The organism is Capnocytophaga periodontitidis, assembly GCF_016126015.1.
In the GTDB taxonomy this organism is placed as follows: Bacteria; Bacteroidota; Bacteroidia; order Flavobacteriales; family Flavobacteriaceae; genus Capnocytophaga; species Capnocytophaga periodontitidis.
Genome location: NZ_JAEFDB010000013.1, coordinates 63022 through 77141, shown reverse-complemented (window position 1 = coordinate 77141; position 14120 = coordinate 63022). Strand labels below are relative to the sequence as shown.

General features: G+C 39.6%; 16 protein-coding genes. 11 read left to right on the top strand and 5 right to left on the bottom strand.

Annotation, left to right across the window (positions count from 1 at the left end; translation table 11 throughout):
• The first annotated feature begins 196 nt into the window (after positions 1 to 196).
• The 5 genes from I7X29_RS15635 to rfbB all read left to right on the top strand — a co-directional run bounded on the left by I7X29_RS15635 (position 197) and on the right by rfbB (position 5770).
• Positions 197 to 322: a hypothetical protein gene (locus I7X29_RS15635; protein WP_262895904.1), complete on the top strand. Its 126-nt coding sequence runs from the start codon at positions 197 to 199 to the stop codon at positions 320 to 322.
• Between the two features lie 272 nt (positions 323 to 594).
• On the top strand, positions 595 to 999 hold the full coding sequence (locus tag I7X29_RS15535; RefSeq protein WP_225883770.1) for a hypothetical protein: 405 nt from the start codon (positions 595 to 597) through the stop codon (positions 997 to 999).
• Positions 1000 to 1019: 20 nt separating this feature from the next.
• Positions 1020 to 2096 (top strand): type IX secretion system outer membrane channel protein PorV, encoded by a 1077-nt coding sequence (gene porV / locus I7X29_RS13735; protein ID WP_198475464.1) that lies wholly within the window; start codon positions 1020 to 1022, stop codon positions 2094 to 2096.
• Positions 2097 to 2512: 416 nt separating this feature from the next.
• Positions 2513 to 4777 (top strand): GH92 family glycosyl hydrolase, encoded by a 2265-nt coding sequence (locus tag I7X29_RS13730; protein ID WP_198475463.1) that lies wholly within the window; start codon positions 2513 to 2515, stop codon positions 4775 to 4777.
• On the top strand, positions 4778 to 5770 hold the full coding sequence (gene rfbB / locus I7X29_RS13725) for a dTDP-glucose 4,6-dehydratase (protein ID WP_198475461.1): 993 nt from the start codon (positions 4778 to 4780) through the stop codon (positions 5768 to 5770).
• Between the two features lie 108 nt (positions 5771 to 5878).
• Here rfbB and I7X29_RS13720 read toward each other — a convergent pair whose 3' ends face one another.
• From I7X29_RS13720 to I7X29_RS13700, 5 genes are all read right to left on the bottom strand, one after another.
• Complete coding sequence (locus tag I7X29_RS13720; protein ID WP_193433094.1) at positions 5879 to 6583, bottom strand: cell division protein FtsQ/DivIB; 705 nt, start codon at positions 6581 to 6583, stop codon at positions 5879 to 5881.
• A 31-nt stretch (positions 6584 to 6614) separates the two neighbouring features.
• A complete protein-coding gene (gene era, locus I7X29_RS13715) occupies positions 6615 to 7496 on the bottom strand; it encodes a GTPase Era (protein ID WP_198475459.1) in 882 nt (293 codons plus the stop codon).
• Between the two features lie 83 nt (positions 7497 to 7579).
• Positions 7580 to 8197: a hypothetical protein gene (locus I7X29_RS13710; RefSeq protein ID WP_198475457.1), complete on the bottom strand. Its 618-nt coding sequence runs from the start codon at positions 8195 to 8197 to the stop codon at positions 7580 to 7582.
• A gap of 62 nt (positions 8198 to 8259) precedes the next feature.
• Positions 8260 to 9090, bottom strand: coding sequence for a DUF6048 family protein (locus I7X29_RS13705; protein ID WP_198475455.1), 831 nt, complete (start codon positions 9088 to 9090; stop codon positions 8260 to 8262).
• Positions 9056 to 9538, bottom strand: coding sequence for a DUF6452 family protein (locus tag I7X29_RS13700; protein WP_126371905.1), 483 nt, complete (start codon positions 9536 to 9538; stop codon positions 9056 to 9058). Before I7X29_RS13700 ends, I7X29_RS13705 begins: the two co-directional genes overlap by 35 nt.
• A 117-nt stretch (positions 9539 to 9655) precedes the next feature.
• Here I7X29_RS13700 and I7X29_RS13695 point away from each other — a divergent pair, with 117 nt between their 5' ends.
• From I7X29_RS13695 to I7X29_RS13675, 6 genes are all read left to right on the top strand, one after another.
• Positions 9656 to 10708, top strand: a complete 1053-nt coding sequence (locus I7X29_RS13695; protein WP_198475453.1) for an ankyrin repeat domain-containing protein — start codon at positions 9656 to 9658, stop codon at positions 10706 to 10708.
• Positions 10709 to 11023: 315 nt separating this feature from the next.
• Positions 11024 to 11680 carry a hypothetical protein gene (locus tag I7X29_RS13690; protein ID WP_225883769.1) on the top strand — a complete coding sequence of 219 codons (657 nt, stop codon included), beginning with the start codon at positions 11024 to 11026 and terminating at the stop codon, positions 11678 to 11680.
• Positions 11681 to 11712: 32 nt separating this feature from the next.
• A complete protein-coding gene (locus tag I7X29_RS15530) occupies positions 11713 to 12006 on the top strand; it encodes a hypothetical protein (protein WP_225883768.1) in 294 nt (97 codons plus the stop codon).
• Positions 11982 to 12326, top strand: a complete 345-nt coding sequence (locus I7X29_RS15525) for an SMI1/KNR4 family protein (protein WP_225883771.1) — start codon at positions 11982 to 11984, stop codon at positions 12324 to 12326. Before I7X29_RS15530 ends, I7X29_RS15525 begins: the two co-directional genes overlap by 25 nt.
• Before the next feature lie 19 nt (positions 12327 to 12345).
• The gene (locus I7X29_RS13680; RefSeq protein WP_198475449.1) at positions 12346 to 13050 is read left to right on the top strand and encodes a DUF4272 domain-containing protein; all 705 of its coding nucleotides are present in this window, start codon (positions 12346 to 12348) and stop codon (positions 13048 to 13050) included.
• Between the two features lie 288 nt (positions 13051 to 13338).
• The gene (locus I7X29_RS13675) at positions 13339 to 14016 is read left to right on the top strand and encodes a hypothetical protein (RefSeq protein ID WP_198475447.1); all 678 of its coding nucleotides are present in this window, start codon (positions 13339 to 13341) and stop codon (positions 14014 to 14016) included.
• The last annotated feature ends 104 nt before the right edge of the window (positions 14017 to 14120 follow it).

The window sequence follows — 14120 nt, the reverse complement described above, 5'->3', positions numbered from 1 at the left end:
CACGTATGTTTCCAATGCAGTAGGAACTCTAATGCAGAATCCAAGAAATCAATTTGCACCTTATCAAAATCAATCTGCACCTTATCAAAATCAGTTTGTACCTCAGGAAGGAAAAGCTCCTGGGTGAAAAATTTATGCAGGAACACTGACAACTATTGGTAATGAATTATATTATAGTGAAAGATATGGTACTTGGATGGGTAAAAACTTTAGAATATATAAGCAAAATTGGGGAGGAAATGGAATTACAGGAGGTAAAAATAAATTTGCTAAAACAATGTCAAATAGAATTGCTTGGGCAGGTAATGTCTTAGGATTTTAGAATGCTGCAGTTATAGAAATAGAAAGACGAAAAGGCGAGATAAATACTACTCAATGGGGGCTTGAACAAGGATCTAATATTCTTTCAACATTTGGAGGAATACCAGGTGTTGCTTGGGGAATAGGTTGGGAACTTGGTAGGTTTACGACTGGTATGGAATGGTACCAAGAATCTACATATCGCTACTGGTATAACCACTGGGAGAAGAGGTATGGAAAACCTTCTGAATCCAATGAATATTTTTGGAATTATTTTTATGAAAATTACGGCAAATGATGGACGTGCTTTATTATTATATTTATCTTTTTTATGTGAAGGTTATGTCTGATAATCAACCTCATTCAAGAACTGTTTGGGCATTAGGGTTTCTTTTTTCTTTGATAATCAACTTTTCACTTGATATGGGATTGGCATTTTTTTTCGGTTATACTTTAAGTGTTTTTCAAATGGTAAGTATAACGGCACTTCTAATGCTTTTGTTCTACTTTAAGTATTACAAAAGTGGTAGAGGAAAACAAATTGTTAAAAAAGAGAAACCTAAGTTTTTTGGTAGTAATACAGCTTCTATAATACTTACTGTTTTATTCTTTTTAATAAGTATGTCATTCTTATTTTTTAGTGCGGATATAGTAAGAGAAATATTAGAGATGAAAAAAGCTGCTACCTCACCTATGTAAGTTATAAAACTTTAGCATTTATGAAACACCTATACAACCTACTCATTTTTATAACCGTCTTCCCTATGTTCGCTCAGGAAGAAAAACCTATTACTACGGCTTTTCCGTTTTTGTTGCTCAGTACAGATGCTACTGCTTCAGGAATGGGAGATATAGGGGTATGTTCATCTCCAGATGTGTTTTCTCAGCGATGGAATGCTGCTAAATATGTGTTTGCTGAGGCTACTTCAGGAGTGGGAGTAGGTTATTCACCCTATTTAAACAAGTTAGCCAAAGATGTGTTCTTAGGCAATGTTACTTACTACAAGCGCTTACGCCGAAGTGCGTGGGAAGGAAGTTTTACTTATTTTACTATAGGTGAAGTAGCTCTTACTCAAAATATAGGCAGTAATGCTTATTTAGCAGGCAATGTACGTCCGTCAGAATTTGCAGCAGACCTGTCCTATAATCTCAAACTCAGCGAACAATTTGCTATGGGAGTAGCAACTCGCTATTTGCAATCAGCTCTGCGCTTGCCGTCAGAAGGGAATACTACAGCACGGAGTATTGCTTTTGATATTTCAGGCTACTACACTTCTCGTGAACACCCTATAGGTAATGCTTGGGGATATTATACGTGGGGCTTTCAGCTCTCTAATATAGGAGCTAAAGTAAAGTATGAGGATTTAGGCAAAGAGTATTTTATCCCAACCAATTTAAAAATAGGAGCTTCTTACAATCTGTTATTTAGTGAATTACATTCTATTTCGTTATTAGTAGAAGCTAATAAATTGTTAGTTCCCTCAGTGCCTGAAGGTAATGAAGATTTTCTACAAGGCATTTTCAAATCGTTTAGCGATGCCCCTAATGGTTTTTCGGAAGAGTGGCACGAAATTAGTAAAGCAATAGGTGTACAATACGCTTATAATCAGCAGTTTTTTGTACGTACGGGCTATCATTATCAGCACCCTAACAAAGGTGATCTACAGTATTTCACTGTGGGCACAGGGGTTAAATACAAATCACTCCAACTCGATTTTTCTTACCTCTTCTCTACAGCTAAAACACATAATCCTCTCAGTTCAACACTCAAAACTTCATTACAATATCTGTTTTGAGAAAAACGATCTAAAAATATAATCAAGAGTTAAAAATAGCCTACTATTAACCTCAGTTCGATATAGCAAAACACTGATTTACAATTATATTAACGTGAGTTCGATATAACAGAATGTTAGTTTACATCTTTGTAACATAATATATTCACAAAATAATTCACCGTCAGGTGAAAATTCGTGAAATTAGTGGGAGATTAAAAATATTTTGCTGCTTTTTAAACAACTACTTACATCGGACTTACATTATTTTATTAAGAGTTAAGAAAAAAGCCTCTTTTGAGAAGTCTGCAAGAGTGGAATATGTGAGGAATTGGGGTGCGTTTTTTAAAAGCAAATACTGCAAAAAATCGTCATTCGTAACTCGTCATTCGTAATTATTTATTATCTTTGCCCCAATTAAATTAATTATTATTACAATGAAGTTAAAACATATCACCCTTTTAGCAGTAGCATCCTTAGTGCTTGCTGCCTGCAACAATCCTCAACCCCCTATACAAAAAGAGGCACAAACCCCTCAAAAACGGTTGATTAGCTATGTAGACCCATTCATTGGTACTGGTGGGCACGGACATACTTACCCTGGGGCAACTACCCCTTTCGGTATGATACAAGTCAGCCCCGTGAATGGTCTTAGTCACTGGGATTGGTGCTCTGGTTACCACTATTCCGATAGCCTTATGGTAGGTTTTGGACATTTGAGCCTTAGTGGTACGGGGATAGGCGACCTAAACGACATCTTGCTAATGCCTACTACTAAAGAGTATGACCTCAGCGTACTCAAATACGGTCGCAAAGAGCAATATCCTGTGAATGTCCAAGAGTTTCGCGATATGGTGCCTTACAAATCAAAATATAGCCATAAGAACGAAAAAGCAGAACCTGGTTATTACCAAGTGTATTTAGAAGACTCCAAAGTGAACGTCGAACTTACTGCGGCACAACGTTACGCTGTACATCGTTATACTTTTGAAAAAGGAGCAGAACAATCAGTACTACTGAACTTGGGATTTGCTATCAACTGGGATAGCCCTACCAAAACTTTTTTTAGCCAATCACGTAAGAAGTTAGATGCTAATAACAACGGCAATATTATCACAGGTTATCGTTATAGTACTGGCTGGGCTGAAAACCAAAAAGTGTTCTTTGCGATTCAGTTTTCTAAGCCTATAAAAAATATTACCTATCAAAAACACAAAGAGGATATTACTTCAGGGCAAATCTTCTTTGATAATACTGATGTGAAGTTAGAGGTAAAAGTAGCTCTTTCTTCAGTGAATGAAGAAAATGCTTTAGATAACTTGGAGTTATACAACGCTCCTAATTTTGATAAAACCAAATCATTAGCACAACAACAATGGGAGAAGACCCTCAGCAGTATAGTAGTAGAAACCCCTGTTGATTCGCTTAAAACAATTTTCTATACTGCCCTCTATCACGCACAAGTAGCGCCTGTAACTTTTTCTGACAAGAATGGATGGTTTAGATTGCAAAACGACGAGATTGTAAAAACTGAAGGTACTGCTTATTCTACCCTTTCTCTGTGGGATACTTTCCGCGCGGAGCATCCTCTGCTCACGCTTTTGCAACCCAAAGTAACCGCCGATATCATCAACTCAATGTTAGCTTACTACCAAGTGCACAAAGTGTTACCCGTTTGGACGCTCTACGGCAATGAAACCAATACAATGACGGGCTATCACTCGGTAGCTGTGATTGCCGAAGCCTACCTCAAAGGCGTACGTGGTTTTGATGCTGAAAAGGCTTATGAGGCAATGAAAACTACAATGATGCAAGATGATCGCGGACTCAAAGCGTACAAAAAATATGGCTACATTCCTTATAACGCAGGGGTAGACGAGTCGGTTACTATTACCCTTGAATACGCTTACGACGACTGGTGTGTGGCGCAAATGGCTAAAGCCTTAGGTAAAGCCGAAGATGCTGACTTCTTTACCAAACGCTCAGAAGCCTACACGCATTTATTTGATAAAGAAACGGGCTTTATGCGTGGTAAAAGCACCAATGGTAAATGGCGCACGCCTTTTGACCCTAAACGCTCCGACCACCGCGAAAATACCGACTATACCGAAGGTAACGCTTGGCAACACAGCTGGTTTGTGCCTCACAACGTACAAGGACTTATCAACCTATTTGGAGGCAATGAACCTTTTGTAACACACTTAGAAAAACTCTTTACCGAAAGTTCTGAAATCACTGGTGATAACACCTCTCCTGATATTTCAGGACTCATAGGACAATATGCACACGGCAATGAACCTAGCCACCATATTGCCTATATGTTCAACGTAGCAGGACAACCTAAGAAAACCCAATATTGGGTAGATCGCATCTTGCAAACTCAGTACAACACTACCCCTAACGGACTTAGTGGCAATGAGGATTGCGGACAGATGTCGGCTTGGTACATTTGGAGCGCTATGGGCTTATACCCTATGAATCCAGCTTCTACCGAGTATGAGTTCGGTCGTCCACTATTTGATAAAGTAACCATACACTTGCCTAACGGAAAGACATTTACAATCATTGCTAAAAATGTATCTAAAGACAATAAGTATATCCAATCTGTAAAACTCAACGGCAAGGAATACTCTCAATGGCATATTTCTCACCAAGACCTTCTAAAAGGTGGTGAATTAGTTTTTGAAATGGCAAATAAATAAATGAAAAGAAACATCTTAATCACAGGAGGAGCTGGCTTTATAGGCTCTCACGTCGTGAGGCTATTTGTAAACAAATACCCTAACTATCACATTTTTAACTTAGATAAACTCACTTACGCTGGTAACTTAGAAAACGTTGCCGATGTAGCCAATGCCCCTAACTATACCTTTATACAAGCGGATATTTGCGACTACGAGCGTATGAAAGCCCTCTTCGCTGAACATCATATCGACGGCATTATCCACCTTGCTGCCGAAAGTCACGTGGATAGAAGTATTGAAGACCCTTTTATCTTTGCGAAAACGAATGTGATGGGTACTTTGAGCCTCTTGCAAGCAGCGCGTGAAGTGTGGAAAGATAATATGCAAGGTAAACGCTTTTATCACGTCTCTACCGACGAGGTATATGGAGCCTTAGAAATAGGCGAAGCACTCTTTACAGAGCAAACGCCTTACGCCCCCCAATCACCGTATTCGGCATCTAAAGCTTCCTCTGACCATTTTGTGAGAGCTTATCACAACACTTACAAACTGCCTGTGGTGATTTCAAACTGTTCCAACAATTACGGTTCTCACCAATATCCTGAAAAGTTAATACCGGTGTGTATCTATAATATTGTAGATAATAAACCGCTACCTATCTATGGTAAAGGTGAAAATATCCGCGATTGGCTTTTTGTGGAAGACCACGCTCGTGCTATTGATACTATTTTCCACCAAGGAAAAGACGGTGATACCTACAATATTGGAGGCTTTAACGAATGGCGTAATATCGATTTGGTGAAGGTAATCATCAAAGAGGTGGATAAGCAGTTAGGTCGCCCTGAAGGTACTTCCGAAAAGCTCATCACTTTCGTAACCGACCGTGCTGGTCACGACCTCCGTTACGCTATTGATGCTACTAAATTGAAAAATGAACTCGGTTGGGAACCTTCCTTGCAGTTTGAAGAAGGTATCCAAAAAACCGTAAAATGGTACCTTTCTAATAGATAGAAAGGTAAGAAGTAAGAGATAAGAAAAACAGAGGCTACGCATTAGTAACCTCTGTTTTTTCTATTCTATAATTTGCTAATCATCTCATTTGCTAATTTGCCAATTATCTCATCTTTTACACACCACTTGGTTCATATATTTTAGATTTACGATGCTGTATTCGTTCAGTTTGTTAGTTTTTTCTAACTGTTTATAGAAGGCTTTGAGATTAGCTTTCTTGAGCGCTTCGTCTTCAAACTTGCCAAAAACAACTTTAAAAGTAGGCACGCGCATTAAAAATTCGTATTCGCCATTAGGTTTTACTAATACTTCTGTGATGTTCTCAGCCATCCATTGGTCGTTTTGTATAAACTGCATCAGTGCGTAGGAGGATTGCCAATACTGTTCGGTATTACCTCTGAGTACAGGTACTCGCGCCGAGTAAGAACTCGAGAGAGGCATCTTCTTCCCTTGGGTATCCATATAGTACACCCCTGCTCCGTCATACACACGAGCGATAGGCTCTCGCTGTTTAATTTTGGCATTTAGGGTGCCATCAATCGTGCAAAACACTTCCGATTTCTCAATCATCACATTGTTGTCTAAGAGCTTTTCGATTTCATTTAGCCGAAGGAGTCCCATCGGTTGTTGTGCTTGAGGATCTTTGAAGATAGTGCGGCGTATAGTCTCATCGGTAACGTACATATTCTCGTCCTGATGGTCTACCACCACCTCTTTCACAATACGCATCTTGTTGCGCCCCGATGCAAATATTTGTATGCAAAAGGGCAAAAAGATGATTACAAGTATTTTTAGTATCTTTTTTATCATAATAGATTTGCTAATTTGCTAATTTCTCAATTTGCTAATTAGTATCGTAGCCAAAACGCCTTAATTGTCGTGTATTGCTACGCCAGTCTTTATTTACTTTTACAAAAAGTTCCAAGTGTATTTGTTTGCCAAAAAACTTCTCTAAATCAACACGGGCTTCCACACCTACTCGTTTTAAGGCTTCTCCTTTATGACCTATGATAATCCCCTTCTGACTTTCGCGCTCTACCATTATCACTGAGCGAATGTGAATAATCGTCTCGCTATCCGCAAAACTTTCAGTTTCTACTTCTACCGAATAGGGGATTTCCTTCTTGTAGTGCAATAGTATTTTTTCGCGTATAATTTCATTTACGAAAAAGCGCTCTGGTTTGTCGGTGAGTTGGTCTTTAGGGAAAAAAGCAGGTGATTCTGGCAAAAGCTCTATAATGCGGTTGAACACTACCTCTGTTTGGAAGTTGCGCAAAGCCGAAATAGGAAAAATCTCAGCACGAGGCACTTTTTCCTTCCAGTAAGCTACTTGTTCTTCCAATGTACTTTGGTCGGAAGTATCCACTTTGTTGATGAGCAACAACACAGGCACGTCCAATTTATTGATGCGATTAAAAAAAACTTCGTCTTTCAGTTCTTTTTCGCCTATTTCTACCATATAGATAAGAATATCAGCATCTTCAAAAGCACTTTTCACAAAGTCCATCATCGAGGCTTGTAAGGCGTATGAGGGTTTGATAATTCCAGGAGTGTCCGAAAAAACCACCTGAAAATCATCACCACTTACGATACCAAAAATGCGGTGTCGTGTAGTTTGTGCTTTAGAGGTGATAATAGAAAGTTTTTCGCCTACAAAGGCGTTCATAAGGGTAGATTTCCCTACATTAGGGTTTCCTATAATATTTACAAATCCAGCTTTATGCATTTTTTGTTACTTGTTATTCACATACCCAGCTAAACCAATTCGCTGGCTTTACCTGCCCCCTAACACCTGATACCTGACACCTGTTACCTGATACCTTGTATCATTCCTTTCCCCCAATGCGGGTGATTAGGCGTTTTAGGAGTGAAATGGTTAAATTTTTCTAAGGCTATTTTAACTATAGGTGCTGCTTTTTCCTTGCCGCCACCTAATATTTTAGGTTTGTAGTAAATGCCGATGGCACGAATCACATAAGGACGTGGGTTTTCGGTATTTGCCTTGATAGCTTTTTCAATGTATGCTTTACATATTTTTCCGTATTTAGACCCGCGAAACATTGGGTTTACTTTCACTTTAGCACTGTTTAGATAGGCGTATAAAGCATTGATTTCCGATACATCGGCATCAGGTTGTTTTTCAGCTATCTTCAAATATTTCTCCGCCTGATTGCAATAACTATCGATCATATCTCCCTGCGACATATCAGCGAGGCGTATGTTCACATAAGCCGCATAGTAATTTGTAAGCCAATGTGAAGCCGCTGAGGTAGCAAGAGTTTCAAAATCTTTAGCTAAAGTCTGTAATTCTTTAGTAGTATAGCTTTTGTCAAGGAGTTTTACTTTTTCAGTAAGTATAGCTTCCACATCCTGCCCCCAAACCACAGAACAAACTAATAGCAGAAAAAAAGTAATATATCTACTCATTCGTAATTCGTAATTTGTCACTCGTCATTCGTAATTCGTCACTCGTCATTCGTCACTCGTCATTATCTCCTTCCTTTCGGTTTTTTGGCAGGTGCCGATGGGGTAGGAGAGGAGCTGGTTTTTTGGCCATCAGCCTCTTCTTTCCTTTTCTCTTTTTTGTAAAGTGGGATGAGGTAGCTGAGCGTGTAGTTGAAACCTACGCCAAATCTACTTCCTTCGTGTACCCTGCCAAAAGCAGGAATATAATAGTTAGGGAAACCGCTGTTGTCCGTTTGTGCAACCAATAGCCCTACACGCACACTTGCCCCTGCATAGAGGTTGTGCAAGAGTTCCGCTTTGATGCCTACAACTAATTCCAACCAATGTGCTGTACGTCCGTCGTATTTCTTCAAAAAAGAAGGATCAGAGCCTATGATATTTTCAGTCCAATATTGGTTGTCCTTGTGGATTGTATAGGAAGTGAGGTCTTGAGAGAAGAGCGAAATGCCATAGCGAGCCCCTACATAAATCATATTTTCCATACCATACCAATTGCCGTAGGTATTATAATCAAAACCTGCACGCAAAAACTGACCTTGGGTAGTATAAGTATAAAAATCCTCGTTTTTATCTCTCTTTTCGTGTCCTAATTCTGCCGCGAAATAGTAGTTGGTTGTCAAGCGGTAATCGCCTACCAACTCAAGTCCGTAGTAATCTTTGTCAAAAAAAGGACGTACCAACTTACTCAAGTCGGCACCCACGCGCAACCCATACCGTTGTTTGTACACGGGGGCTTCTTGTTTTTCGGGTAAGGCGATGGTAGTTTGTGAAGTCGTACGGGTAGCTGTTTGTGCCTTTAATCCTGCAACCCACAACATACTAATGATACAAATGTATATGAGCTCTTTTTTCATTATCTACGGTAGTGTTCTTGATGTTCAGACCTTTCAGCCAAGAGTTGCTTGCATCTTGAATAGTAGCCGAAAGAGTGTTGTAAGTGATTTTTACCCCGCAAGCCTTGCTTACGAATGTTTGTTCGGGAGTATAAGTGAGTGTAAGAGTTGCTGTGCTGGTAGTTGTGCCCGAAACCACTGTTTGAAACAGATAAGTGGTAGGAGATTCCAAGCGCAAGGGCAAAGCAAGTGAATCTAAAGTAGTGTTGCTCACCAAAGGAGTCGTGTTACCCTCGCCATACACTGTAAGATTTGCTACGCTAAAAGGCGTACGAGTGTTGTTTTGGTTATAGAATCGCACCACCAAGCGAGGCGTATTTACGTTGTGGTCGCAAAGATCATCCGACTCACAGCTTATCAATGCTGAAAGTGAGAGAATTAAAAAGGATATGAAGATAGTTTTTTTCATCAGAAAATATAAAGTTGGCGCAAAGATACAAAACAATTGATAATTAACAATTGCTTATAAACAATTATTTACTATCTTTGTCCCTTAAACTTTTAACTATTCTTTTCACTAAAACAGATGGCAAAGAAAAAGAAAACCCTCCCCGTTAACTTCTACGAACTATTAGAAGCCAAAGATTTAGACGCACTTAAAGCCGTTTTCAACGAATGTGAATTGAATGCTTACGATCGCCGTTCATTCAATAAACCCGCGCTTTCTTTTTATGAAATCCCCTTAGAGTTAATGGATTGGCTCATCACTCAAGGCGCTGACATCAATGCGAGAGATGAATACGAGCGCACGCCGCTACACTATCACGCTCAGGTGAATAATGTAGAAAAAGTAGCACTTCTATTAGAAAAAGGGGCTGATATAGAGGCGCAAGATAAATATAAGAACACTCCTTTACACTTTGCTGAGTATAATGCCGAAGCAGCCCAGCTACTCATTGAAAAAGGTGCTGATATCAAAGCAAAAGATAATATGGGGCATAATGTAATGGAGCGTATGCTTGCCAGATTAAGCAATGGTTATCTTGTAAAAGCTGCTAAAGCTGCTGAGGTATACCTCAAAGCAGGATTGAAGCCTAATAAATTTGCCAAAGAACAAGTTACTCGTGTAGGCGAGGATTTTGAGTTTCACCGCAACAATTTCAACCCAGAGTATTTGGAGGAAACCGATGCTGCGCTCCAAGAACTATACAAGCTCTTTGATGTACCTCCTGTACCTCGCCGTATACAACACGATGGCAAATCGCCTATTGTACTTATTGGCAATACATGGCAAGAGCGTTACGAGCAGGCGTGGACACTTTTGGTGCCCGGTAGTGGTAGCGCAACTACGGTACAAGGTGAGGTAGTACGTATTGCAGGTAGGGTGAATGATGAACTCCTGCGCAACGCTATGGGCAACTGGGATAAGGAATACCGCAAGATGCTCACTGCTATTAGCGGTTACCTACAACAAGGTAATCCCCTCTCGGAGAGTGAACTCGCCGAAGTAGCTGATATTCAAAAACATATTTTAGATGATGACGGCTCTGGCACCCAACGCTTGTGCGAATTGGCGACCGCTTGGGTAGTACAGAATCCCCAGCCTATTGCCTTAGGTAAAGTGAATTATAAGTGTTAGGGGTCAGGTATCAGGTATCAGGTGTCAGGCATTAGGCATTAGTTGTCAGGGGATAGCCATCCGATTTGTCTGCCCTGTCTGCCTCGTCTGATGTCTATTATTAACAAGATTTTTTAATTTAAAAGTGCAAGGAGATTATACTTATTATCTGTTTTCGGCAATAAAAGCCCCTCATAGGTGTAAATAAGGTTTATAATAATGAGTTTAATAAGAAAAAAAGATCCTAAAAATCAATTTATTTTCGCGAAAAAGCTACTGAAAATAGCACGTATAATACTAATTGTATCGGTAATTTTCAATCTATCATACGTTTTATTGAAAAAACCTTTTCTTGTCTTTGGTGGCAACTTTACAGGTGAGGTAATTGGTTTATTCTCTCCGTTGGTCTTTTTTGTATTGTTATATGTATTTGCTTATTTATGGGTACTTGATCGGCATATTGCCTACAATCAATATGCAAAAGACGAGCTACCTCCTATTAGGGTTAAAGCCGTGAATGATAGAATTATTCAGGTTTTACTACTTATTTCCTCTTGTACTTTTTTTGTGTGGATATTGTGGAGTGTAGTACAAAAAATTATAGAGCAGCAGAATGGAGAAAATAGTTCCTTTGTAGAGTATATAGAAATAGCTGTTTTAGTGGCTATAATAGTAGCTTTCATCTATGATTTTATAAGGAATTATCGAGGTACTTTCTACGCTTTAGAAATACGAAATGAATCGCTTTATATTTTTTACAAAGAAGCACTTACCCATACAATTCCCTTAAATAGTATTCATCACATTCACTTTTTTGCCAAAAAGCAAGGAAAGTCTACGAGAATACATCCTCGTATGCAGGTCTATACCTCGAAGATAGAGCGGATATTGCACATAAAACTGAGTATTGACAACTACCATTTATTAAAGACTTTTTTCTCGCGGAAACGGATAAAAATAATAGATGAATATAGTTCTAGATCTAAAAAATAAATAGAGAGTATAAATGGAATAAATTTAATATTATGACCTTAGTAGAACAATACCTTGAAGGCTTGAAACAAGCTTATATTGATAACGGTGGAGAAGAAGCGTGGCAAAATCTTATGGCTACAGCCCACGGCGCTACCGAAGCCGATTTGCAAGTCCTCCGCAATCGTTACCCACAAGTGCCTGAGAGTTTGCTGGACTTACTTCGCCATATTGACGGCACTTATTGGCGTGAATATGAAAAAGGCACAGTGAGCGACCTTATTTTAGGCGCTGATGAAGCTATGGGAGATTATCCTTTTATCTGCTTTCGGCTCACCAGATTGTAGAAACTCAAAATGAAGCCTTTGATTTTTATGCTGATTATATCAATCGAGAGTATGAAGAGGTAGAGATAGACAATCGCATTACGAGTGATGCTTCACAACTTCATAATTGGTTGCATTTTTCCGATTGTATGAACAATGGCGGCACCTCACAGCTTTTTATAGACTTTTCGCCTTCTGCTACAGGTAAAGTAGGACAAGTAGTGCGATTCCTTCACGACCCCGATGAAATGGTAGTCATTGCCGACAGTTTTGATGATTACCTAAAAATGCTTATGAAAAATGGCTATTGTTTTGTAGATGAAATGAATTTTGAGGAATAAATAAAAAAAATTATGCCCTATGAACAATAATGTTATCACTGCGCAAGAGCGCAAAAACAAGAGTATTGAAATACTTGTGTCGCAAGGAGTACCTTATATAGAACATTTGCCCTTTCGTTATGAAACAGAGGAAGTAACCCCTCGTGATAAAAAAGAAGTCATAGAGCGGGCGGTATGCTCATTTGCTTCTATAATGTGTGCTTTATCTATCAGTAAAGGTGAATATTCCCAAGAGGATAGAGTATATGCGGAAGATTTTCTTTCGGAAAAATACAATGTCCTTGAGTTGCTAACCCCTATGGAACAGCAGGTGATTGCAGGTACTATAAGTGAGGCAGGAGCTATGAATGCCACTTGGAAATACGAGTCATTATGGGTATTACTATGGGCTCTGGGCATCGTAGAAGAACTATCATTCCCCAATGAGATTTGCGATTGCGATTTGATAATGGATACAATGGGCGAGTTTGAGGGGCTTGATGACTTTATGGCACATACCACCCTGCGCCCCATAGAAGAAATTTTACAAGCCTTAGACTTGCACTATCGCTACCACTGGACAACAGTAAATGCTCGTATATACGGTTCAGACTTAGCAGGTTTAGACGAAGATATCGTAATGGAACGCCGTGCAGGTTTAGAATGGTTGTGTTGCAAAGGACAAGAGAACGACAACCTTACCGATAGCGACAACGCTTGGGATCACCCTGAACTAGGTACTTAATAAGTTAGAGAATAGGAAATAGAGAATAGGAATTAGCACCTCGCTGGAGGCTGTCCGAAAAGTCTCAAAATCGCTTTTGCGTTGTTACACTTTGCCAAAGTTTCACACTTTGGCAAAGTTGATAGCTCTGATAATCAATCACTTTTAGAGTATGTTATGTAGGGGCGTTTTGCAAACGCCCCCTCAAGAAAAACTTTTAGGACAACCCCTTGTTAGTTTTAATTGCTCGTCGTGCTACGACCCCTCGTTGGCGCGAGCTTATAGCTTGTGCCTTGTTAACAATTCAAAATGAAAATCATCTCTAAATTCAAAGATTACTACGACTATAAAGTCGCTGAGTATGGCATAGACGAAAACCTCGTCTATGACCGCCGTTTGCCACCAGAGATAGGGATGAGCCTCCCTCAGAGAAGTTGGCTAACCTTTGATGACCCCACCGACGATGAGGCATTGCACTCGGCACTCTATGTGGGCAATGCGCTTGTACACCTCTTTGTCACACGCTCTAAAATATATACTCATTGGGATTTTGCCGAGCCTGACGATTGGCATTACAATCTATTTGATTTGTGGTATGGTGAGCGCTATGTACTAATGAATGATGGGAAAGAAATTAGGATAACCTCCTACCTATCGGCTACTTGTGATACTTTGCTTGAACAGATGGAAGCCACGCGTGAACGGAATATCTTTAAGCTCGAAGACCGACCGCCGTGGTTGGTATTGAAAAGTCCGTTGTTGCTCATTTACAACAAAGACTACAGAGGAGATAATAGGGCAACCCATTATGTGAATTTGCAGGAACTTGGCATCTATATCGACCCCGATTTTGTATGGCAGCACATTGTGCAATACCTTTCCGACCTCAAAACCCAAGCCGAGCAATCGCCCGAACTGCCCAATGACCTAAAAATAGATAGCAAAGGTTTTGACAAAAAACGCTCTTTCCGCCCCAAAATGAAGTAATTTGTTAATTACCAAAGTTGAATAGTCTGATAATCAATCATTTTTGTATTATGTTGTGTAGGAAAGCCAGCGATAGCTGGGTATGTGCTGCAAACGCCCTTGTT

What these genes read in the sequence shown, in the direction of transcription:
- I7X29_RS13730 (WP_198475463.1), top strand. Translation starts at nt 2,513, where the DNA reads ATGAAGTTAAAACATATCACCCTTTTAGCAGTAGCATCCTTAGTGCTT.
- I7X29_RS13675 (WP_198475447.1), top strand. Translation starts at nt 13,339, where the DNA reads ATGAAAATCATCTCTAAATTCAAAGATTACTACGACTATAAAGTCGCT.
- I7X29_RS13705 (WP_198475455.1), bottom strand. Translation starts at nt 9,090, where the DNA reads ATGAAAAAAGAGCTCATATACATTTGTATCATTAGTATGTTGTGGGTT.
- era (WP_198475459.1), bottom strand. Translation starts at nt 7,496, where the DNA reads ATGCATAAAGCTGGATTTGTAAATATTATAGGAAACCCTAATGTAGGG.
- I7X29_RS15635 (WP_262895904.1), top strand. Translation starts at nt 197, where the DNA reads ATGGGTAAAAACTTTAGAATATATAAGCAAAATTGGGGAGGAAATGGA.
- I7X29_RS13680 (WP_198475449.1), top strand. Translation starts at nt 12,346, where the DNA reads ATGAACAATAATGTTATCACTGCGCAAGAGCGCAAAAACAAGAGTATT.
- porV (WP_198475464.1), top strand. Translation starts at nt 1,020, where the DNA reads ATGAAACACCTATACAACCTACTCATTTTTATAACCGTCTTCCCTATG.
- I7X29_RS13710 (WP_198475457.1), bottom strand. Translation starts at nt 8,197, where the DNA reads ATGAGTAGATATATTACTTTTTTTCTGCTATTAGTTTGTTCTGTGGTT.
- I7X29_RS15530 (WP_225883768.1), top strand. Translation starts at nt 11,713, where the DNA reads ATGACCTTAGTAGAACAATACCTTGAAGGCTTGAAACAAGCTTATATT.
- I7X29_RS15535 (WP_225883770.1), top strand. Translation starts at nt 595, where the DNA reads ATGATGGACGTGCTTTATTATTATATTTATCTTTTTTATGTGAAGGTT.
- I7X29_RS13700 (WP_126371905.1), bottom strand. Translation starts at nt 9,538, where the DNA reads ATGAAAAAAACTATCTTCATATCCTTTTTAATTCTCTCACTTTCAGCA.
- rfbB (WP_198475461.1), top strand. Translation starts at nt 4,778, where the DNA reads ATGAAAAGAAACATCTTAATCACAGGAGGAGCTGGCTTTATAGGCTCT.
- I7X29_RS13695 (WP_198475453.1), top strand. Translation starts at nt 9,656, where the DNA reads ATGGCAAAGAAAAAGAAAACCCTCCCCGTTAACTTCTACGAACTATTA.